The organism is Streptomyces sp. 135 (assembly GCF_020026305.1).
Lineage (GTDB): Bacteria > Actinomycetota > Actinomycetes > Streptomycetales > Streptomycetaceae > Streptomyces.
Genome location: NZ_CP075691.1, coordinates 8,323,133 through 8,344,349, shown reverse-complemented (window position 1 = coordinate 8,344,349; position 21,217 = coordinate 8,323,133). Strand labels below are relative to the sequence as shown.

Below are 21,217 nucleotides of genomic sequence, written 5' to 3'. Positions count from 1 at the left end.
GACACCATGACCGCCAACAGCACCGACCGCGTGCTTCTGCCGACCGCCTCCGCCGCCGAGAGCCTGGCCGCGCTGCGCACCATGCTGCGCGGCCACCGGCTCCTGGCCGCGGGCGCCTTCGTCGTCCTGGCCGCGGGCACCGGGATCGGCCTGCTGACCGCTCCCCTGCTCGGGCACATCGTCGACCTGGTGGTGGACAAGCGCGGCTCCGACGCGCTGACGGTGCCGCTCGTCCTGCTGGTCGTGGTGGCACTCGTCCGCGGCGCCGCGACGGCCGTCGGCAGCGCCCTGGTGGCCCGGCTCGGCGAGACCGTTCTGGCCGCCGTGCGCGAGCAGTTCATCGAGCGGGCGCTGCGGCTGCCGCTCGAACGCGTCGAGGCCGCCGGCTCGGGCGACCTGGTCTCGCGGGTCACCAGCGACGTCTCCATGATCGCCAAGTCGGTGCGCCAGGCGCTGCCGGAGTTCACCCGCTCCGCGCTCACCATCGTGCTGACCCTCGGCGGACTCGCCGTCCTCGACTGGCGGTTCCTGCTTGCGGCGCTGGTGGCCATGCCCGTCCAGGTGCTCTCCGTACGCTGGTACCTGGGCCGTTCCTCCCCCGTGTACGCCGAACACCGCGTCGCCACCGGGGCCTTGCAGCACCAGCTGCTCGACAGCATCGGCGGGGTGCGGACCGTGCGCGCCTTCCGGCTGAACGGCACGCACGCCGGTCTCCTGGAGCAGCGGTCGGCGTCGGCGCGTGACCTGGCGCTGCGCGGCATCCACATCGTCACCGGGTTCTTCTCCCGGCTGAACCTCGCCGAGTACCTCGGTCTCGCCGCCGTGCTCGGCACCGGCTTCGCGCTGGTCGACAACGGCTCGGTGAGCATCGGTACGGCCACCGCGGCCGCGCTGTACTTCCACAGCCTCTTCAACCCGGTCAACGCCGCGCTTTTCCTGCTCGACGACGCGCAGTCCGCGGGCGCGAGCTTCGCCCGCCTGATCGGGGTCTCGAACCTCCCCGCCGAGCGCACCCCGCAGGGCAGCAGCGCTCCGGTGGACGGCTCGGTCAAGGTGACCGCGCTCGGTCACGCGTACGCCTCGGGTCATCCCGTGCTCGCCGATGTCGACCTGGAGATCCGCAGCGGGGAGCGCGTGGCGCTGGTGGGCGCGAGCGGCGCCGGGAAGACCACGCTCGCCAAGCTCATCGCCGGGGTCCACGAACCGTCCGAGGGTGCCATCGCCCTGGGCGGCGTCGACACCCGGGAGCTGGGTCCTGCCGGGGTGCGCCGGGCGGTGGCGCTCATCAGCCAGGAGGTGCACGTGTTCGCCGGGCCGCTCGCGGAGGACCTGCGCCTGGCCCGGCCCGAGGCCACCGACGACGAACTGCGCGCGGCCCTGACCCATGTGGGCGCGCTGGAGTGGGCCGAGGCCCTGCCCGAGGGCCTCGCCACGGTCGTCGGCGAGGGAGGACACCGGCTCACGGTGACCCAGGCACAGCACCTGGCCCTGGCCCGCCTGGTGCTGGCCGACCCGCCCATCGCCATCCTCGACGAGGCCACGGCCGACGCGGGCAGCGCGGGCGCACGCGTCCTGGAGACGGCGGCCGTACGGGCGCTGGAGGGACGCACGGGCCTGATGGTGGCGCACCGCCTCCCCCAGGCCGCGACCGCGGACCGCGTCGTCGTCCTCGACCAGGGCCGCGTGGTGGAGACCGGCACCCACGACGAACTCGTAGCAGCCGGCGGCCGTTACGCCGCGCTGTGGGCAGCCTGGTCCGACAGCCGCCGAGAGGCCCCCGAAGGGGTCTGAGCACACGGCTTCCGCCGACGCGACAGGGGCTCGACCCGCTCACCGGGCCGAGCCCCATTCCGCTGTCCCGCAGGCACAAGTGCCTGACCGCTCGGCGGGATGCGGTAGACGCGGCTGACGCCGCGAAGGCGCTTACTTGGTGGGCTCGCGATTGTAGACCTTCCTGGCCCAGAGGTAACTGCCCAGCGCGATCAGAGTGCACCAACCGATGGCCAGGATCGCGCTGTTGCCGATCGGGGTGCCCATCAACAGACCGCGCAGGGTTTCGATGAACGGGGTGAACGGCTGGTAATCGGCGAACCACTTCAGCCCAGCCGGCATCGAGTCGGTGGGGACGAACCCGCTGCCCATCATGGGCAGGATCATCAGCGGCGTCAGCATGTTGCTCGCCGTGGCGACGCTCTTGGCGACCATGGCCAGTGCGACCGACAGCCAGGTGAGCGCGAGAACGACCACCACGAGGACTCCGATCGCGCCGATCCATTCGCCGAAGTCCGCGGTCGGCTCGAATCCCACCAGCAGCGCGACGCCGGTTACGGCAGCGATGCTCAGCAGGGTCTGGATCAGGCTGCCCAGCACATGGCCGGTGAGCACCGAGACCCGGGCGATGGCCATGGTGCGGAAGCGGGCGACGATGCCCTCGGTCATGTCGATGGCTACCGAGATCGCCGTGCCCTGGGCCGCGGTCGCCACCGTCATCAGGATGACGCCGGGGACGACGTAGTTCACGTAGGCGTCCCGGCCGCCCGAAGCCCCGCCAAGGCCGCTGCCGAGGGTGCCGCCGAGAACGTAGACGAACAGCAGCAGGAAGATCACCGGAACCCCGGCGGCCGTCAGGATGAGCGTCGGATAACGCAGCATGTGCCGCAACTGGCGGCGCAACATGGTCGCCGAGTCGGCAAAGGCGTTGGAAACAGAACTGGACGAGCTGCTGGAAACGCTGCTGGAAGCGGTGCTCATCGGGCGGGCTCCTGTTCCGTGACCGGGTTGCCCGTCAGTGCGAAGAAGACGTCATCGAGGTCGGGGGTGTGCACCTGGAGTTCGTGCACGGTGAGCGACGCGCGGTCGAGCCGGTCGAGGAGCGCGCGCAACGACCGGACATCACCTTGGCCGGGGATCCGCAGGGTGCACGTCTCGTCGTTGCGGGACACCACGTCCAGCATCCGGGCCGCGTGGTCGTAACCGCGTGGGTCGGCGAAGCGCAGGGTGATGTGTCCCCCGCCCGCCTGTCGTTTGAGCTCCTCCGGCGAGCCTTCCGCGACCAGTTGTCCCCGGTGCAGGACCGCGATTCGGTCGGCGAGCTGGTCGGCCTCCTCGAGGTACTGGGTGGTGAGGAAGACCGTGACGCCCTCCTCGGTCACCAGCCTGCGGACGATCTCCCACATGGTCCGCCTGCTGCGCGGGTCAAGACCCGTGGTCGGCTCATCGAGGAAGATCACACGGGGCCGGCCGACCAGCGTCATCGCGAGGTCCAGGCGTCGGCGCATCCCGCCGGAGTACATCGCCGCAGGCTTGCGGGCCGCGTCCACCAGATCGAACCGCGCCAGCAAGTCCGCGGCACGCTGCCGCCGTTCCCCGCGAGGCAGGCGGTTCAGGTCGGCCATCAACATCAGGTTCTCCTCGCCCGTGAGGAAGCCGTCCACCGCCGAGAACTGGCCGGTGACGCCGATCGCGGCACGGACCGCGTCCGGATCCCGGACCACGTCGTGACCGGCGACCCGCACTTCGCCGGCGTCGGCGCTGATGAGCGTCGACAGGATCTTCACCACGGTGGTCTTGCCGGCGCCGTTCGGGCCGAGCAACGCGAAGACGGATCCCGCGGGGATGTCGAGGTCGATGCCGTCGAGCACCACGTGGTCGCCGTACGCCTTGCGTACGGCAGTCGCCGCGACCGCGAGTCGGGCTGGATCTGTAGCCATGCGCATTCACTCCCGTTGGTGAGATCCGGCGCCGCACGAACGCCTTTACAACTCGGCGAAAGTTACGTTGCATATACAAGACGGTCAATCACGTTCATGCGATACAACTCGCTTGACCGCAGGTGAGGACGGAGAAATCGTTGCTTCGCCCTTGGCGACTAATGCAACGGCGTTGCGTTGCATTAAGCTGGCGCCGACGCCGATAGCGGAGGACACGCGATGCCTGGTGACAGACTCACCCTCCACGACCGACAGCAGATCGCCGCGGGGCTGCGCGGGGAGTTGACCTACGCGGCCATCGGCCGCCGCATCGGGCGGCCGACATCCACCATCACCCGCGAAGTGATGCGCAACGGCGGGCCGCTCGCCTACCACGCCGAGGCGGCCCACCGGGCCGGCGCACGACACACGCGTCAGCGCAAGACCACTCCGCCGACACCGTCACCGTCACCGTCACCAGGACGGAACGACCTCGGCGGGCGCGATCCACGACTCGTGGACGATGTGGACGCGCAGAGCATGGAGTTGATGGTTCAGGCGGGGCTCCCACAGATGATGGCCAGGGTGCTCGCCGCGCTCTTCACCACCGACAGCGGCAGCTTGACCTCCGCGGAACTCGTGCAACGTCTGCGCGTCAGCCCTGCCTCCGTCTCCAAGGCCATCGGTTACCTGGAAACCCAGGCACTCATCAGACGCGAACGCGACCCCCACAGCCGCGCGGAACGCTACGTCGTCGACGACGACGTGGCGTTCCAGTCCATCATGGCCGGCGCACGCGCCCAGACCCGGATCGCCGAGGCCTGCAAGATCGCAGCCCGGAAGCTCGGCCCCACCACCCCCGCCGGTGCCAGACTGGAGAACACGAGCGAGTTCCTCCTTCACGTCATCGACGACCTCGTCCGGTCGGCCCAGCACTGGCACAAGGTCTACCGCGCGCACCCTCCGAAGTCGTCGGATACCGACTGAGCAACGACCGGCATGGCCGGTGGCGGGATCACCGGCAGGTGGAGCAGGGGGTCAGGCGTGGGTCGCGGCGTCCAGGAACCGGTGGAGGGAAGCCGTCATGCTGGTGACCAAGGTGTCCTGGGCCTGGTCGCTGACGTGCTCGAGGGACAGGTAGGGGTTGAGATCCTCCAGCTCGACCAGGAGCAGGTCACCCTCCTGGGTACGGCAGGCGTCCACGCGCTGGATGCCGTGGTCGAGCGTGTTCCAGTCGATGAAGCGCCCGGCGAAGACCAGATCGGCTTGCGTGGGCGAGTACGGCTCAAGGACCCAGCGCCGACTGGGGTCGGGAGCGTGGAGGGCGTATTGGAAGGTGTCGTCGATGTAGTAGAAGGACACCTCGTAGCGGAAATCGATGCGCGGCTGGACCAGGATGTTGCCGTATCCCAAGCCGTCAAGTTGCTCCCGGGACACGAAGTCCAGGCCGATGGAGTCCGCCCCGGCCTTCGGCTTGACCACGTACTGGTCCGCCGCGGGCAGGCGGTACAGGTCCTGGGCCCGATCGATGGTGGGGATGACCGGGTATCCGGCTTCGGTCAGCTCGAGCAGGTACTGCTTGCCCGCCATGTCGGCCCGGCCGGTCAGCGGGTTGTAGACCCTGATATCGCGCGCCACGGCCTGGTCACGGAAGGCGTCGTACTCCTTCTGATAGTGCAGCACCGGTCCACTGTTGCGGACCACGACGGCGTCGAAACGATCCATCAAAGCCGCGGCGTCGAGCGGGTGGCACAACGCGATGTCGAAGTCCGCGCGAAGGCGAGAGGACAGGACGATGTCCTCGTCGCAGTAGCGCCGCCCCCGGGCCTGGTAGGCCAGATCGGTCACGTACAGAAGGCTGGGGCGGGCGGTCATGGTGCGTCTCCTCAATCAGGGTCACCCATTTTGCCAGCCCTGGAAAGACGCGCCCGCACGCACTACCCCCGCCTCGCGGGTCCGAAGGCGGGCGGCCGCTGGTCGTCCCCGGCAGGGCCGACCTGGCCGGTTTCCCACTCCGGGTCGTAGGCGCAGGGCACGGTGGCACCGCCGGTGAAGTACTCGCGGTCCGGGTACCAGGTGAAGGACATCCGCTCGTCGCCGTCGTCCCGCTGGACGAACAGGTCCCAGGACCCGCCCCGCTCGCCTTCGCGGTAGGACGTGACGTTCCACCCCTCGTCCTGGAGGTACCGGTGGAGGCGCCGGAGGCCAGGGACCGCCCGGCTCGCCGGTACGTGGTCGAGTGCCCACCTGTGGCTCATCGCGTAGGCGCCGTCGACGGTCTCGTCCGCAAGTCCCAGCAGGCCCCCGTCGTGGCAGAAGTCGGAGCCGAGCGTGTTCTCCGTGCTGACGCCGATGTCCTCGACTCCGGGGTCTATGGTGCGCTGGAAGCCCATGACGGTGTAGGCCTCCTGGGAACGCCGGAGGGCGCGGTCCGCCATCTCCTCGGGTGCGACGCGCGGGAAGTCCGTCGACGCCCATGAACTCCATGCGAGCGTGCCGACGAGAAGGAGTACGCCGACGAGCGTGGCGCCGACGCATCCCGGAGCGCCGAGGGCGCGCGAGGAGGCCCTGGGCTCGGGCGCGTCGGGGATGGTGTCGGGGCTGAGCACGGTCTCGTCGGGCATACGAGGACCCTAGGCGGGCGTGGCTGCGCGGCGGATGGGCGCGGTGACCTGGCTCGGCGTGAGTACGCGTACTCAGGTGGCCTGCGCGGACGAAGAACGAGGGCGCCCCGGAACGTTCCCCGAGGCACTTGCACGCAGCACACCAGCGACACCTACGAAACCGCCGCCCCGGAGAAGAAGTCTCCCGGGCGGCGGTCAGTTCTGCCGGGCGGTGGTCAGCCCTGGGCCGCGGTCAGGCTCGCGGGGCGCAGGTCGGTCCAGTGGGTCTCCACGTAGGACAGGCACGCCTCGCGGGTGTCCTCGCCGAAGGCGACACGCCAGCCGGCGGGGACCTCGGCGAAGGACGGCCACAGCGAGTGCTGGTTCTCGTCGTTGACCAGGACCAGGAAGGTGCCCTGCGGGTCCTCGAACGGGTTGGTGCTCATGCGTTGTCACTCCTCGTGGACGGTACGGTGAACAGCTCGGAGAGCGGCTGTTCGGGCTGGGCTGCCACGGTACGCAGCAGCGTCTGAAGTTCGTCGGCCAGCTGCCGCGCCTTGGCGGTGCCGAGCCGGTCGGTCGCGTGGATCAGCCCGCAGTGCACGGGGCCGTCGCCGCGGGGTTCGTAGAAGCTCAAGGTCAGGTCCGCCCGGGCCGTGCCGGTCGGCACCGCCTCCAGCGAGCCGATGCCGCCCTCCAGTTGCTCCAGGTCGGCCTGCTCGTGGTGGATCACCATGACCTGCGGTCCTTGCGGAGGCAGACCGGTCGCGCGGACGACCTCGTCGAACGGTACTTCCTGGCGGTCCAGGGCGCTCAGCGTGGTCTCCCGCACCCGGGTCAGCAGCTCCGCGAAGGTCGGGTCGCCCGCCGTGTCGGTGCGCAGGACCACCGTGTTGAGGAAGCAGCCGACCAGGTCGGCGAGTTGGTCGTCGGTGCGGCCCGCGACCATCGTGCCGATGGGCAGGTCGGTGCCCGCGCCATGGGCGGTGAGCAGGGCCGCGAGCGCCGAGTGCAGCACCATGAACATGCTGGTGCCGGTGGCGCGGGCAAGCCGGTCCACGGCCGCGTGCAGCTCCTCGTCGAGGACGAAGCCGACATGACCGCCGGGCCGGCCGACGCCGTCCGCGACGGAGGCGCGCGGGCCGTCCGCCGGCAGGGCCAGATCAGTCGGTACGTCGCTGAGTGCCTGGCGCCAGTACGCGAGCTGCTGCCCGCCCCTGCTGCCGGGGTCCGCAAGGTCGCCGAGGACATCGCGGGCCCAGTCGGCGTAGTCGCCGTACGTGACCGGCAGCGGCTCCCACTCGGGTGCCCCGCCTTGCGTACGAGCGGCGTACGCCGAGGTGAGGTCGCGGAAGAGCGGGACCACCGACCATTCGTCCACCGCGAGGTAGTGCATGGTCAGCAGCAGGGCCTGGCGGTCGTCCGGGCCGGTGAGCAGGTGGGCCCGCAGCGGCGCCTCCGCCTCCAGGTCCGGTGCCTGCGCGGCCAGTTCGGCCAGGCGGCCGTCCAGGTCCGCGCACCGCTCCACGGTCAGGGCGGGGGCCCCGGCCGGCTGCTGGAGCAGGGTGCCGTCGCGTTCGACGAACGCCGTGCGAAGCGGCTCGTGCCGGCTCACCACATCGGCGAGCGCCGCACGCAGCGCGTCCGTGTCGAGCCCGCCCGGGGAGCGGAGCACGAGCGCGTGGTCGAAGCCGGGGCCCCGGCGGTACGTCTGCCACTGGCGGCGCTGGACGGGTGCGGCTTCCCGCGGCCCGTCGTGGCCGTCGGCGCGGCTGTCGGCGCGGCGCAGTGCCGGGCGGGCGGCCGCGGCCCCGTCGAGCTTGCCGGCGATCCCGGCGACGGTCAGCGCGTCGAAGACGTCCCTGATGCTCAGCTCGGCCCCGAACTCGGCGCGGATGCGGCTCAAAAGCCGCATCGACGCCATGGAGTGGCCGCCCAGCGCGAAGAAGTTGTCGTGCGCGCCGACGCTGTCGAGCTTCAGGATCTCGCAGAACAGCTCCGCGAGCCGGGCCTGTGTCTCGGTGGCGGGGCGGGCCTCGCCGGTCATCGCGGACCAGTCCGGCGCGGGCAGCGCCTTGCGGTCCAGCTTGCCGTTGGGCGTCAGGGGCAGCGGTCCGTCCAGCGGTACGACGATCGCGGGGACCATGTACTCGGGCAGCAGGCCCGCCACGTGGGCGCGGACCTCCTGCGGGTCGAGTTCGCGCTCCGGTGCGACGTGGCCCTCGCGCTCCGGCACGACGTAGCCGATGATGCGGACGATGTCGCCGTCCCGGTCGGGGACCACGGCGGCCTGGGCGACCGCGGGGTGCCCGGCGAGGGCGGCCTCGATCTCGCCCAGCTCGATGCGGAAGCCCCGCACCTTGACCTGGGTGTCGACCCGGCCGAGGAAGTCGAGGTTGCCGTCGGCCCACCAGCGGGCGCGGTCACCGGTGCGGTACATGCGGCTGCCGGGCGCGCCGAACGGGTCGGCGACGAACCGCTCCGACGTCAGGGCGGCCTTGCCGAGGTAGCCGCGCGCGAGGCCGCGCCCGGAGACGTACAGCTCCCCCACCACGCCCGGCGGGACCGGGCGCAGGTGCTCGTCGAGGACGTAGCAGCGCGTGTTGGGGTCGGGGCGGCCGATCGGCACCCGGCCGCCGGTCGGTCCGTTGTGCTCGCGGGCGGGCCACAGGGTGGAGTTGACCGTCGCCTCGGTGAGTCCGTACGCGCAGATCAGGTGGGCCGTCGTACCGAACCGCTCGAAGAGGTCCGGCGGCACGGTCTCGGTGCCGACCAGGACGGTCGACCCTTCGGGCAGTTGGCAGCCGGGCGGCAGCGCGGACACCAGGGACGGCGGCAGGATCATGTGGGTGATCCGCTGGTCGGCGAGGAAGTCGGTGAGCGCGGGGCCCGCGACGCGCGCCTCGTCGGTGATGAGGACGAGCCGCCCGCCGTGGCACAGGGCCATGGCCAGTTCGAAGACGAAGACGTCGAAGCCGATCGACGCGAACTGGAGCACCCGGCTGTCGTGCCGCAGGCCCATGCGGTCGACGGCGGTGGCGACGAGGCTGGAGATGCCCTCGTGCGGCACCAGGACGCCCTTGGGGCGGCCGGTCGAGCCGGACGTGTAGATCACGTACGCGGCCTGGTCCAGGCCGATGGGCCCGCCGGCGACGGGAGTGTCGGGCAGGGCCGCCAACTCGGCGGCGGTGTCCGGCTCGTCGAGCAGGACCACGGGGACGCCGGCCACGTCGGGGATCTTCCCCGCGACCGGTTCGGTGCCGACCACGAGGGCCGCTCCGGAGTCCTCGATCATGTACGAGAGGCGGTCACCGGGGTGCACCAGGTCGAGAGGCAGGAACGCGGCGCCGAGCCTCAGCGCGGCGAGCACGGTGGCGACCATGTCCACGGAGCGGGGCACGGCCACGCCGACCACGCTCTCGGCACCCACCCCGCGCGCGGCGAGGAGCCGGGCGACGCGGTTGGCGCGGGCGTCGAGCTGCGCGTAGCTGACCGACCGGGAGCGGTCCACGACGGCGACCGCGTCGGGCCGCTCGGCGAGCCGCCGCGCGAACAGCGCGGGGAAGGTCTTCTCGTCGACTTCGCGGGGCGCGCCGTTGAAGCCTTCGAGGACCAGCTGCCGTTCGTCGGCGGCGAGGATCTCCGCCTGCGACAGGGGCCGCTCGGGAGCCGAGACGAGCGCGGCGACGAGCCTGCGCAGCCGGTCGCCGAGCCGCTCGGCGGTGCCCTGGTCGAACAGCTCGGTGGCGAACTCCAGGCGGCAGTTCAGGACGTCGGCGCCGCCGTCGGCGGAGGTGTGCTCGGTGAAGCTGAAGACCAGGTCGAACTTGGCCGAGCGGGTGCGGAACGGCACGTACTCGGGCCGTACGCCGGGCAGTTCCAGCTCGTCACCGGTGCGGGCGTGGTAGCCGACCATCACCTGGAAGAGCGGGTTGCGGGAGAGCGAGCGCGTCGGGTTGAGCTTCTCGACGACCGCCTCGAAGGGCACGTCGGCGTGGGAGAACGCGGCCAGGTCGGTCTCCCGGACCCGGGCCAGGAGTTCGGTGAAGCTGGGGTCGCCGCTCACGTCGGTGCGCAGCACCAACGTGTTGACGAAGAAGCCGACCAGTTCGTCGAGCGCCTCGTCGCTCCGGCCCGCAATGGGCGAGCCGAGGGGGATGTCGGTGCCCGCGCCCATGCGGTGGAGCAGGGCGGCCACGGCGGCGTGCACCACCATGAACATGCTGGCGCCACTCTCGCGGGCGAGCCGCCGCAGCCCCTCGTGCAGCTCGGCGTCGAACGCGATGTCGAGCTCGGCGCCGGAGAACGCGGGGCGCGCGGGCCTGGGCCGGTCGGTGGGCAGCTCCAGCTCTTCCGGAGCTCCGGCGAGCGCCGTGCGCCAGTACTCCAACTGCCGCGCGGCCAGGCTGCCTTGGTCCTCTGGGTCGCCGAGCAGCCGCTGCTGCCACAGGGCGTAGTCGGCGTACTGGACGGGCAGCGGCTCCCAGTCGGGGGCCGTGCCCGCGAGGCGAGCGGCGTACGCGGTGGCCAGGTCGCGCAGGAACGGCCGGTCCGACCACTCGTCGGTGGTGATGTGGTGCAGCAGCAGCACGACGACGTGGTCCTCGGGCGCCAGCTCCACGATGGTCGCGCGCAGGGGCAGCTCGGCGGCGAGGTCGAACGGCCGGTTGACGGCCGCGTCGATGATGCCGGGCACCTCGTCCTCACCGGCGCGCAGGCACTCCACCACGGGGTGCGCCTGCTCGGCGGGCAGCACGCGCTGGAACGTACGGCCGTCGGCGGCGGTGACGAAGACCGTGCGCAGCGCCTCGTGCCGCGCCGTCACGTCGGCGAGCGCGGTGCGCCACGCCTCGGTGTCCAGGGCCCCGCGCAACCGCATGACCAGCGGGAAGTTGTACGCGGCCGAGGTGCACTCGATCTGCTGGATGACCCACAGGCGCTGCTGGGCGTGCGAGAGCGGCAGTTCGTCGGGCCGCTCCCCCGCCGTGAGCGCCGGGCGCGCCGTGCGTGCGGGGCCGTCGGCGCGCAGGACGCGCTCCACCAGTTCGGCGACGGTGGGCGCCTCGAACAGGTCGCGGATCGCCAGCTCCGTGTCGAGCGCGGTGCGGGCCCGGCTGACGAGCCGGGTGGCGAGCAGCGAGTGGCCGCCGAGCTCGAAGAAGTCGCTGTCGATGCCGACGCCGCCCTCGGGCAGCCCGAGCACCTCGGCGTAGAGCGCGCAGAGCGTCTCCTCCTGCGGGGTGCGGGGCGCGCGGCTCGGGCCGGTGGCGCCGAGGTCGGGGGCGGGCAGGGCCTTGACGTCCAGCTTGCCGTTGACGGTCAGCGGCAGCGTGTCCACGGTGACGAGCGCGGAGGGCACCATGTAGTCCGGCAGTCCGGCCTTCAGGTGCTCGCGCAGCCGCTGGGTCAGCTCCTCGCCCTGATCCGCGCCCTCCTCGGGTACGACGTAGCCGACGAGGCGCTTGGTGCCCGCGCTCTCGCTCACGACGACCGCGGCGTGCGCGATCTGCGGGTGCGCGGACAGGGCCGTGGAGATCTCGCCCAACTCGATGCGGTAGCCGCGGATCTTGACCTGGTCGTCGGTGCGGCCGAGGAAGTCGAGGAGCCCGTCGGGACGCTGCCGTACGAGGTCACCGGTGCGGTACATGCGCTCTCCGGGCGCACCGAACGGGTCGGCGACGAACCGCTCGGCGGTCAGGGCGGGCCGGTCGTGGTAGCCGCGGGCCAGGCCGGTGCCGGCGATGTACAGCTCGCCGGGGCAGCCCGGCGGGACGGGGCGCAGCATCGTGTCGAGCACGTAGGCGCGGGTGTTGCGGATCGGTACGCCGACCGTGGAGGTCGCGCTGTCGGCGGTGGAGCCGCCGAGCGTGTTGATCGTGTACTCGGTCGGGCCGTACAGGTTGTAGCCGTAACAGCCCTCGGTGCGGCGCAGCTTCGTCCACACCGTGTCGGGGACGGCCTCGCCGCCGAGCAGGACCAGCGCGGGACGGTGCTTGCCCGCCGTCTCGTCCTGGTCGAGCAGGCCCTCCTCGATGAGGAGCTGGGCGTACGTGGGCGTCACGTTGACGACGTCGACGCGGTGCTCGTCGCAGTACGCGACCAGCGCCTCGGCGTCGCGGCGCAGCTCCTCGTCGCAGACGTGCACCTCGTGGCCCTCGACGAGCCAGAGCAGCTCTTCCCAGGACATGTCGAAGGCGAAGGAGACGGTGTGCGCGATGCGCAGCCGCCGTCCGCCCGCCGAGGCGATGGCCGGGTCGAAGATCTCCTTCTGGTGGTTGAGCTGCATGTTCGTCAGCCCGCGGTAGGGGGTGACGACGCCCTTCGGGCGACCCGTCGAGCCGGACGTGTAGATGACGTACGCCGGGTGCTCCAGACGGCCCGGCACGCCGTGCGCGAAGGCGGGCCGCTCGGCGTCGGAGATCTCCCCGCCGGGCAGGGCCGCGAGCTCGGCGGCCACGGCCTCGTCGTCCAGGAGGAGTTCGGGGGCGACGGGGCCCTCGGCGCCGCGCAGGGTCGGGGCGACGGCGGCCGTGGACACCAGGCACAGGGGGCCGGTGTCCTCGACCATCAGGCGCAGCCGGTCGGCGGGGTGGTCGAGGTCGAGCGGCAGGTACGCGGCACCGGTGCGCAGGACGGCGAAGAGCGCGGCGACCATCTCGATGGAACGCGGCAGGGCGAGGGCGACGACCTTCTCCGGTCCGGCGCCGCGGGCGAGCAGCAGCCGGGCGAGCCGGTTGATGTGCGCGTCGAGTTCGGCGTACGTGAGGGAGCGCTCGCCGAAGACGAGGGCGACCGCGTCGGGGGTGCGGGCGACCTGGGCGGCGAGCATGTCGGCGACGGTCTCGTCGGGCACCGGCTCCCGGCTGGCCGCCCACTCGCGGACCAGCGAGGAGCGCTCGGCGGGCAGCAGCAGGTCGACGCCGAAGGTCCGGGCGGAACCGTTGGCGCCGGTGGTGCCGCCTTCGAGAGCCGTGGCCAGCCGGTCGAGCACGGCCGTGAAGCGGGTGAGGATCGTCTGCGCCTCGGCCGCGTCGAACAGATCGGGCCGGGCCGCGAGGGTGACCCGCATCCGGGCGCCGGGCGTGACGATCAGCGTGAGCGGGAAGTGCGTGCCGTCCACGTTGGTGACACCGGTGATGCCGTGCTGCTGCCGCAGGGCCGCCGCGCGGTCCTCGCCGTCGGCCGAGCGCAGCACGAACAGGGTGTCGAACAGCCGCCGGTGGCCGGTCTCCTGCTGGAGGGTGCCGAGGCCCACGTACTCGTACGGCATGACGGCGGCGCGCTCGGACTGCATGCGCCGCAGCAGGTCGAGCAGGGGCTCGTCCGGCGAGAAGGCGACGCGGGCGGGGACGGTGTTGAGGAACATGCCGATGATTCCGGCGACGTTCGCCACGTCGGCGGGTCGTCCGGAGACCGCGGTGCCGAAGGTGACGTCGGCGCGGCCGGTCATCGCGGAGAGCACCAGGCCCCAGGCGGCGTTCAGAACGGTGTTGAGGGTGAGCCCGTGGCGGCGGGCGAGGGCGCGCAGCTTCTCGCTCGTCTGCGGGGTCAGCACGCCGTCGAAGTCGGCCGGGATGACGGGGCCCGCGTCGCGCCCCGAGGGGGCGAGCAGCGTCGGCTCGTCGAAGCCGGACAGGGCGGTGCGCCAGGCGTCGAGGGCGGCCGTGGTGTCCTGCTCGTCCAGCCACGCCAGGTAGTCGCGGTAGGAGCCGGGGGCGGGCAGGCCGGTGGCGTCGCCGCCCCGCTCGTACAGCGTGAAGAGCTCCTCCAGGAACAGCCACGCCGACCAGCCGTCCCAGACGATGAGGTGGTGCGTGACGACGAGCCGGTCGCGGCCGTCGCCGAGGCGGATCAGGAGCAGGCGGCACAGCGGGGCGGCGGACAGGTCGAAGCGCTGCCGCCGGTCGGCCGCGAGCAACTCCTCGGTACGGGTGCGCTGTTCGTGGGCGGGGAGTTCGGAGAGGTCCACCTCGGTGAGCGGGATCTCGGCGCCGTCCACGATGAACTGGACGGGGCTCGGCAGGCCGTCGCTGGTGAAACCGGCGCGCAGGCTGACGTTGCGCTCCAGCAGCGTGCGGCAGGCGGCGCGCAGCCGGTCGGCGTCGAGGCGCCGGTCGAGGTCCAGGGTCTCCTGGGAGAGGTAGACGTCGAGCGCGTCGCCCGCGTCGTAGGTGGCATGGAAGTACATGCCCTCCTGGAGCGGAGAGAGCGGCCACACGTCCGCGACCGGGTGCCCGGCGACGGCTTCGACGCGGGCCGTCTCCTCGGGGGACAGTTCAAGTCCGCCCAGCGGGCGCGGCGTTGGGTCTTCATGGGGCGCGCCGGCGGCGGAGGTCAGCTGGTCGAGGAGGGCCCGCAGGGCGGGGTCGACGGCCGCGCCGGACCGGTCCTGCTGGGCCAGCATGGCCTGGAGGGCGGCGGCGGCCTGTCCGGCGTCGGTGGCGGAGACGGTCACGTTTTCGCTGGGCACGGGTGCCTCGGGGGTGGGGGCCGGGGCCGCTTCGGCGGCGGCGGTGGCGAGCGCGGCGGGAGTGCGGTGCTCGAAGACGTCGCGGGGGCTGAGCGTCAGCCCCCGCTCGCGGGCGCGGGTGGCGACGGCGATCGAGGTGAGGCTGTCGCCGCCGAGGACGAAGAAGTCGTCGTCGGCGCCGATCCCGTCGAGCCCGAGTACGGCGGTGAAGATGTCGCACAGGGCGCGCTCACGCTCGTCGCGGGGCGCGCGCCCACCGGTCCGCGCCGTCACGTCGGGTGCGGGCAGGGCGTTCTGGTCGAGCTTGCCGCTGGGCGTCAGCGGCAGCTCGGCGAGGGCGACGACGGCGCTCGGCACCATGGTCGCGGGCAGCGCGTCGGCGAGCGCGGCGTGCAGGGCGTCGGTGTCGGGGGCGGTGGTGGTGCCTGGGTCGGAGGTGCCGGGGGCCGGGACCACGTAGCCGACGAGGGCGCCGTCGCGGACGACGACGGCGGCGCGGGCGACGCCCGGCAGGCCCGCCAGAGCCGCCTCGATCTCGCCCAGTTCGATGCGGTTGCCGCGGATCTTGACCTGGCGGTCGGTGCGGCCGAGGTACTCGACGGTGCCGTCGGCGCGGCGCCGCACCAGGTCACCGGTGCGGTACATGCGCCCACCGGGCGCACCGAACGGATCGGCGACGAACCGCTCGGCGGTCAGCCCTGGCCGGTCGTGGTAGCCGCGCGCCAGCTGCACACCGGCGAGGTACAACTCGCCGGGCACGCCGTCCGGAACCGGGCGCAGGAAGGCGTCGAGGACGTGCAGCCTGGTGTTCCAGACGGGACGGCCGATGGGGACGGCGAGTCCGGTGCCGCCCTCGTAGGGGAAGTACGTCACGTCGACGGCGGCCTCGGTGGGCCCGTAGAGGTTGTGCAACGGCACGGGCGCCCGGCCGGAGCGGGACGTCAGCTCACTCCAGCGGCCAGCGTCCGCGCCGGTGAGCGCCTCGCCGCTGCAGAAGACGCGCCGCAGGCTCGCCACCCAGTCACGCCGGTCGGCGGTGGCCTCCATGACCTGCGTGAACGCGGCCAGCATCGACGGCACGAAGTGCAGGGTCGTGACGCGCTGCGCCTGGATCAGGTCGGCCAGGTAGGCCGGGTCGCGGTGGCCCTCGGGGCGGGCGAGGACGACGGTCGCGCCCTCGATCAGCGCCCAGAAGAACTCCCACACCGACACGTCGAAGCTGGCCGGGGTCTTCTGGAGCACGCGGTCGTCGGCGGTGAGGCCGTACTCCCCCTGCATCCACGCGAGCCGGTTGACGATGGCGCGGTGGGTGACCGGGACGCCCTTGGGGCGGCCGGTGGAGCCTGAGGTGTAGATGAGGTAGGCGGGGTGGTCGGGCGCGGCCTGCTGGACCGGCGGCGCTTCCGCGCCACCACCGCTCTGCTCGGCCTCGTCGATGACCAGGTGCTCCAGGTCCGGCACGGCGGGCAGCCGTCCGGCCGACTCCGCCGTGGTGACGACGGTGCGCGTACCCGAGTCGCCGAGCATGAACGCCACCCGGTCCGCCGGGTAGTCGAGGTCGACCGGCAGGTAGGCGGCGCCCGACTTGAGGACGCCGAGGAGGGCGACCATCAGCTCCGCCGACCGGGGCACGGCGACCGCGACGTACCGCTCGGGACCGGCGCCGCGCGCCCGCAGCCGCCGGGCGAGGGCTTCGGCGCGCTCGTCCAGCTGCTCGTACGTGAGGGTGGTGTCCTCGAAGACGACGGCCGGGGCCTGCGGGGTGCGGGCCGCCTGCGCGGCGAAGAGCGAGGCGAGCGTGGCGTCGGGGACCGGCCGCGCGGTGGCGTTCAGCTCGGCGAGCCGCTCGTGCTCCCGGTCGGAGAGCAGGCCGGTGCGGGCGACCGTGCGGCCGGGCTCGGCGACCAGGGTGCGCAGCAGCGCGGTGAACCGCTCGGCGAGCACGGCCACGGTCGCCTCGTCGAGGCGGCCCGCGTCGTGCTTGAACCGCAGCAGCAGGCTCTCCCCCGGCTCGACGACGAGCGCGAGGGGGTAGTGCACGGCGTCGTACACCTCGGCGGCCGTGACGCGCGGTGCGTCCGGCTCGTCGGCGGCGGACACGTCACCGGTCGGGTAGTTCTCGAACACCACGAGCGTGTCGAAGAGTTCGCCGCCGCCCGCGGTCTTCTGGATGTCGGCGAGGCCGAGGTGCTGGTGGTCCAGGAGCGCCGAGTGCTCGTCCTGGACGCGCCGCAGCAGATCGGTGAGGGACTCGTCGGGGCGCAGGCCCACACGGGCGGGCACGGTGTTGATGAACAGGCCGACGGCGGAGTCCAGGCCCGCCACCTCGGTCGTCCGGCCGGACACGGTGGTACCGAAGACGACGTCCCGCCGGCCGGTGAGGGCGCCGAGGAGCAGGCCCCAGGTGCCGTGGACGACGGTGCTCAGGGTGAGGCCGTGCGTGCGGGCGTAGGAGGACAGTTCGGCGGTGAGGCCCTCGGGGAGGCGGGTGTCGACGTGGGCGGTCCTGGCCTGCCCGGTCGCGTCGTCGGCCGCAAGGCCGTCGGAGGTCACGAGGTCCGGCAGCCGGGTCGGCTCGTCAAGGCCGGCCAGCGCCTGGCGCCACGCGTCGCGCGCCGCGTCCTGGTCCCGCGCCGCCAGCCACGCCAGGTATGCGTGCGGGGCGACCGGCTCGGGCAGTTCCTCGCCCCGGTAGGCGGCGGTCAGTTCGCGCAGCAGGACGGAGACGGACCAGCCGTCGGCGACGATGTGGTGCAGGGTGAGCAGCAGCCGGTGGCGTGCGCCGTCGCGGATCAGGGTGGCGCGCAGCAGCGGCGGCCTGGCGAGGTCGAAGCCCTCGGCGCGGTCGGCTTCGAGCAGGGCGTCTAGGCCGGTGTCGGCGAGGTCGGCCTGCCGCCACGGCAGCGTGACGTGGTCGGCGAGGCGCTGGACGACCTGGCCGCCGGGCAGCTGACGGAAGGCGGCGCGCAGCAACGGATGCCGGTCCAGGAGCAGTTGCAGCGCCTGGCGCAGCCGGTCCGGGTCGACCGGTCCGGCCAGGTCGAGGAGTTCCTGGACGACGTAGAGGTCCTGGGCGTCGGCGTCGAACTCCGCGTGGAAGAAGAAGCCTTCCTGGAGCGGGGAGACGGGCAGGGCGTCGGTGTCCAGCTCGATCCGGGGCACGGGGGCGGCGGGCACCGCCTCCCCCACCCGGGCGAGCGCCGCCACCGTACGCAGGCGGAACACGTCCCGCGGACTGATCCGCAGACCGGCCTCGCGCGCGCGGTTCACCAGCTGCACGGCGACGATGCTGTCGCCGCCCAGCTCGAAGAAGCTGTCGTGGACGCCGACCGACGGCAGGCCGAGCACGTCCGCGAAGAGCGCGGCGAGCGTCGTCTCGGCCTCGGTGGCGGGCGCGTCGGCGCCGCTCACGGCCGTCCAGTGGGGCTCGGGCAGGGCGCGGCGGTCGAGCTTGCCGTTGGGTGTCAGCGGCAGCGGGCCGTCGAGGACGACGACGGCGGACGGCACCATGTAATCCGGCAGGGTGTCGGCGACCCGGGCGCGGGCGGCGGTCACGGCGGCGTCGTTCTCGGCGGCCGTGCGGCCGTCGCCGACGAGGTAGGCGACGAGCCGCTTGACGCCCCGGTGGTCGTCGCGGACAAGGACGGCCGCCTGCGCGATGCCGGGGCAGGCCATGAACGCGCTCTCGGTCTCGCCCGGTTCGATGCGGTGGCCGCGGACCTTGACCTGGCCGTCCGAGCGGCCGAGGAACTCCAGGTTGCCGTCGGCGGCCCAGCGGACGCGGTCGCCGGTGCGGTACATGCGGGTGCCGGGTTCGCCGTACGGGTCGGCGACGAAACGTTCCGACGTCAGCGCGGGCCGTCCCAGGTAGCCGCGGGCGAGGCCGCGTCCGGCGACGTACAGCTCGCCCTCGACGCCCACGGGGACGGGGCGCAGCGCCGCGTCGAGGACGTAGGCGCGGGTGTTCGGGTCGGGCTCGCCGATGGGCGTCGCGCCGGGCCGGTCGGGCTCGGCGCGCCACAGGGTGGAGTTGACGCTCGCCTCGGTGAGGCCGTACGCGACGACGACCTGGACGCGTCCGGACCAGCGGGCGATGAGCTCGCCCGGTACCGCTTCGGTGCCGACCACCAGGACGGCGCCCTCGGGCAGTTCGCACTCCTGCGGCAGCGCGGAGACGAGGGAGGGTGGCAGGATCATGTGGGTGGCGTGGTGCCGGGCGATGTAGTCGGTCAGGGCGGGGCCCGCGACGCGGCGCTCGGCCGGGACGACGATGACGCGGCCGCCCACGCACAGCGACATGATCAGGTCCCACACCGTCACGTCGAAGCCGACGGAGGCGAACTGCACGACGCGGCTCGTCGCGTCGATGCCGATGCGGTCGGTGGCCGTGGCGATGAGGCTGCCGACGCCGTCGTGGGGGACGACGACGCCCTTGGGGCGGCCGGTGGAGCCGGAGGTGTAGATGACGTACGCGGCCTGGTCGAGCGCGACCGGCACCCCGAGGCCGGTGCCGGGCAGGGCGGCGCGGGCCTCGGCGGTGGCCGGGTCGTCGAGCAGGATGTGGGTGACGTCCGGCGACTGCGGGAGTTCGCCCGCGAGTTCCCGCACGGTGAGCACGGTGCGCGCCCCGGCGTCGGACAGCATGTAGGCGATGCGGTCCTGGGGGTGGTCGGCGTCAAGCGGCAGATAGGCCGCGCCGGCCTTCATCACCGCGAGCAGGGCCACCACGAGCTGCGGGGAACGGGGCAGGGCCACCGCGACGACGTCCTCGGCGCCGACGCCTCGGGAGACGAGGAGGCGGGCGAGCCGGTTGGCCTCGGCGTCGAGTTCCGCGTACGTCAGCTCCTCGTCCTCGCAGACGAGCGCCACGGCGTCGGGGGCGCGGCGCACCTGTGCCTCGAAGGCGGCGGGCCAGGACAGGTCGGTGACCTCGCGCGGCGAGACGCCGAACTCTTCGAGCAGGCGGGTGCGTTCGTCGTCGGTGGTGAGTTCGAGGTGGCCGACGGGGCGGTCGAGGTGCGCGGCGAAGGCGCGGAGCAGGGCGAGGAACCGGCGCTCGTGGGAGCGGAGCGTCTCCTCGTCGCAGACGTCGGCGTCCGCGTCCAGGTGGACGTGTATGCCGCTGCCGCCGCCTGCCTCGCCGAAGCTGATGCCGAGGTCGCTGACCGGGCCGAGCCACACCGGGAGGAGTTCGGCGTCGTGGTCGGCGAAGCGCAGCTCGCCGCGGGGCAGGATGTTGACGGTGGGGCCGACGAGTTCGGTCACGCCGTCGACGAGGCCGAGGTCCCTGGCCAGGTCCTCGGCGCGGTAGCGCCCGTGCGCGAGGGTCTCGGAGACCGCGTTGCGCACCTCGGCGACGAGGGCCGTGCCGGTCGTGCCGGGGCGGACGGCGACGCGCAGCGGGACGATGTTGGAGACCATGCCGGGGACGTCCGCCGAGACGGCGTCGCCGCGGGCGGCGATCGGCAGGCCGATGACGAGGTCCTGCTCGCCGGTGACGCGGTGCAGGTAGGCGGCGACGGCCGCGATCAGGAGGCGGGACGTGCGGACGCCCGCGCCGCGGGCCGCCGTGTGCAGGGACTCGGCGTCGGCCGCGGGCAGTTCGACGGAGCGCCGCAGGCGGCGCGCCATGAGCGAGGGGGCGCGTTCGACGAGACGTACGGGCTCGGGCCGGTCGGCAAGGCGCTCGCGCCACCAGGCGCGGTCCTCGGCGTACTGCTCGGAGGCGCGGTAGTCCGCGTCGGCGGCGACGAGGCGGGCGGGCGTCCAGTCCTTGGGCGCGGTGGCCCGCTCGCCGAGGGTGTAGAGGTCACCGGCGCGGCGGGTGACGAGGGCGACGCCCATGCCGTCGATGAGGATGTGGTGGTAGCGCTGGTACCACCAGACGCGGTCGTCCGCGAGGCGCAGCAGCGCCTGGGCGAAGAGCGGGCCTCGGGCGAGGTCGGCGGGCCGGTCGCGGTCGGCGGCCATCCACGCGGCGGCGGCTTCCTCGGGGGCGGCCGCGTCGCGCAGGTCGACGACGGGGACGTCCACGGAGACGGCCTGGGGCCGCTGGAGGGCCCGGCCGTTCTCGCCGACGACTCTCACGTGGAGGCATCCGGCCTCCTCGACGGCCTGCCGGACGGCGGTGCCGAGACGGTCGAGGTCGATGTCGCCGTGCAGGTCCAGGGCGAAGACGATGTTGTAGGCGGAGCTGTCCGGCTCGATCTGCTGGGCAAGCCAGATGCCGGATTGCCCGCCGGTCACGGGTATCCCGGAAGCGGATGTCCGGTCCGACTCGACATCAAACATCGTACGAAATGGCCTTTCCCTGGTGGTACGTCGGTGGAGGTGGTCCCGCGCCCTGAGCGGGCCCGCGCGCGGAGCGAGAAGGGACCAGGAGCCGCGCCGTCGACGGCGCGCCGTCCGGCGCGCCGTCGCGTGGTGGTCTCTCCTGGTCCCTCGTCAGCCGGCCC

Annotated in this window: 8 protein-coding genes; 2 read left to right on the top strand and 6 right to left on the bottom strand. The window is 72.9% G+C overall.

Annotation, left to right across the window (positions count from 1 at the left end):
* Window positions 1-6: 6 nt before the first annotated feature.
* The gene (locus tag KKZ08_RS36520) at window positions 7-1,791 is read left to right on the top strand and encodes an ABC transporter ATP-binding protein (RefSeq protein WP_223778519.1); all 1,785 of its coding nucleotides are present in this window, start codon (window positions 7-9) and stop codon (window positions 1,789-1,791) included.
* Window positions 1,792-1,923: 132 nt separating this feature from the next.
* Here KKZ08_RS36520 and KKZ08_RS36515 read toward each other — a convergent pair whose 3' ends face one another.
* Both KKZ08_RS36515 and KKZ08_RS36510 read right to left on the bottom strand, forming a co-directional pair.
* Window positions 1,924-2,751 (bottom strand): ABC transporter permease, encoded by an 828-nt coding sequence (locus KKZ08_RS36515; protein WP_223778518.1) that lies wholly within the window; start codon window positions 2,749-2,751, stop codon window positions 1,924-1,926.
* Window positions 2,748-3,710, bottom strand: a complete 963-nt coding sequence (locus tag KKZ08_RS36510; protein ID WP_223778517.1) for an ATP-binding cassette domain-containing protein — start codon at window positions 3,708-3,710, stop codon at window positions 2,748-2,750. The genes KKZ08_RS36515 and KKZ08_RS36510 overlap by 4 nt, the downstream gene beginning before the upstream one ends.
* A 219-nt stretch (window positions 3,711-3,929) precedes the next feature.
* Between KKZ08_RS36510 and KKZ08_RS36505 the strand changes: the two genes are divergently transcribed.
* Window positions 3,930-4,676 (top strand): helix-turn-helix domain-containing protein, encoded by a 747-nt coding sequence (locus KKZ08_RS36505; RefSeq protein WP_223778516.1) that lies wholly within the window; start codon window positions 3,930-3,932, stop codon window positions 4,674-4,676.
* A 51-nt stretch (window positions 4,677-4,727) separates the two neighbouring features.
* Here the strand turns inward: KKZ08_RS36505 and KKZ08_RS36500 are convergent, their stop codons facing one another.
* From KKZ08_RS36500 to KKZ08_RS36485, 4 genes are all read right to left on the bottom strand, one after another.
* Window positions 4,728-5,564 (bottom strand): hypothetical protein, encoded by an 837-nt coding sequence (locus KKZ08_RS36500; RefSeq protein WP_223778515.1) that lies wholly within the window; start codon window positions 5,562-5,564, stop codon window positions 4,728-4,730.
* Between the two features lie 62 nt (window positions 5,565-5,626).
* Window positions 5,627-6,313, bottom strand: coding sequence for a hypothetical protein (locus KKZ08_RS36495; protein ID WP_223778514.1), 687 nt, complete (start codon window positions 6,311-6,313; stop codon window positions 5,627-5,629).
* Window positions 6,314-6,528: 215 nt separating this feature from the next.
* Window positions 6,529-6,738, bottom strand: a complete 210-nt coding sequence (locus KKZ08_RS36490; protein WP_223778513.1) for an MbtH family protein — start codon at window positions 6,736-6,738, stop codon at window positions 6,529-6,531.
* A complete protein-coding gene (locus KKZ08_RS36485; RefSeq protein ID WP_223778512.1) occupies window positions 6,735-21,053 on the bottom strand; it encodes a non-ribosomal peptide synthetase in 14,319 nt (4,772 codons plus the stop codon). Before KKZ08_RS36485 ends, KKZ08_RS36490 begins: the two co-directional genes overlap by 4 nt.
* Between the last annotated feature and the right edge of the window lie 164 nt (window positions 21,054-21,217).

Excerpts from the sequence above, each read along its gene's own strand:
- KKZ08_RS36505 (WP_223778516.1), top strand. The coding sequence starts at position 3,930 with ATGCCTGGTGACAGACTCACCCTCCACGACCGACAGCAGATCGCCGCG.
- KKZ08_RS36495 (WP_223778514.1), bottom strand. The coding sequence starts at position 6,313 with ATGCCCGACGAGACCGTGCTCAGCCCCGACACCATCCCCGACGCGCCC.
- KKZ08_RS36500 (WP_223778515.1), bottom strand. The coding sequence starts at position 5,564 with ATGACCGCCCGCCCCAGCCTTCTGTACGTGACCGATCTGGCCTACCAG.
- KKZ08_RS36520 (WP_223778519.1), top strand. The coding sequence starts at position 7 with ATGACCGCCAACAGCACCGACCGCGTGCTTCTGCCGACCGCCTCCGCC.
- KKZ08_RS36510 (WP_223778517.1), bottom strand. The coding sequence starts at position 3,710 with ATGGCTACAGATCCAGCCCGACTCGCGGTCGCGGCGACTGCCGTACGC.
- KKZ08_RS36485 (WP_223778512.1), bottom strand. The coding sequence starts at position 21,053 with ATGTTTGATGTCGAGTCGGACCGGACATCCGCTTCCGGGATACCCGTG.
- KKZ08_RS36490 (WP_223778513.1), bottom strand. The coding sequence starts at position 6,738 with ATGAGCACCAACCCGTTCGAGGACCCGCAGGGCACCTTCCTGGTCCTG.
- KKZ08_RS36515 (WP_223778518.1), bottom strand. The coding sequence starts at position 2,751 with ATGAGCACCGCTTCCAGCAGCGTTTCCAGCAGCTCGTCCAGTTCTGTT.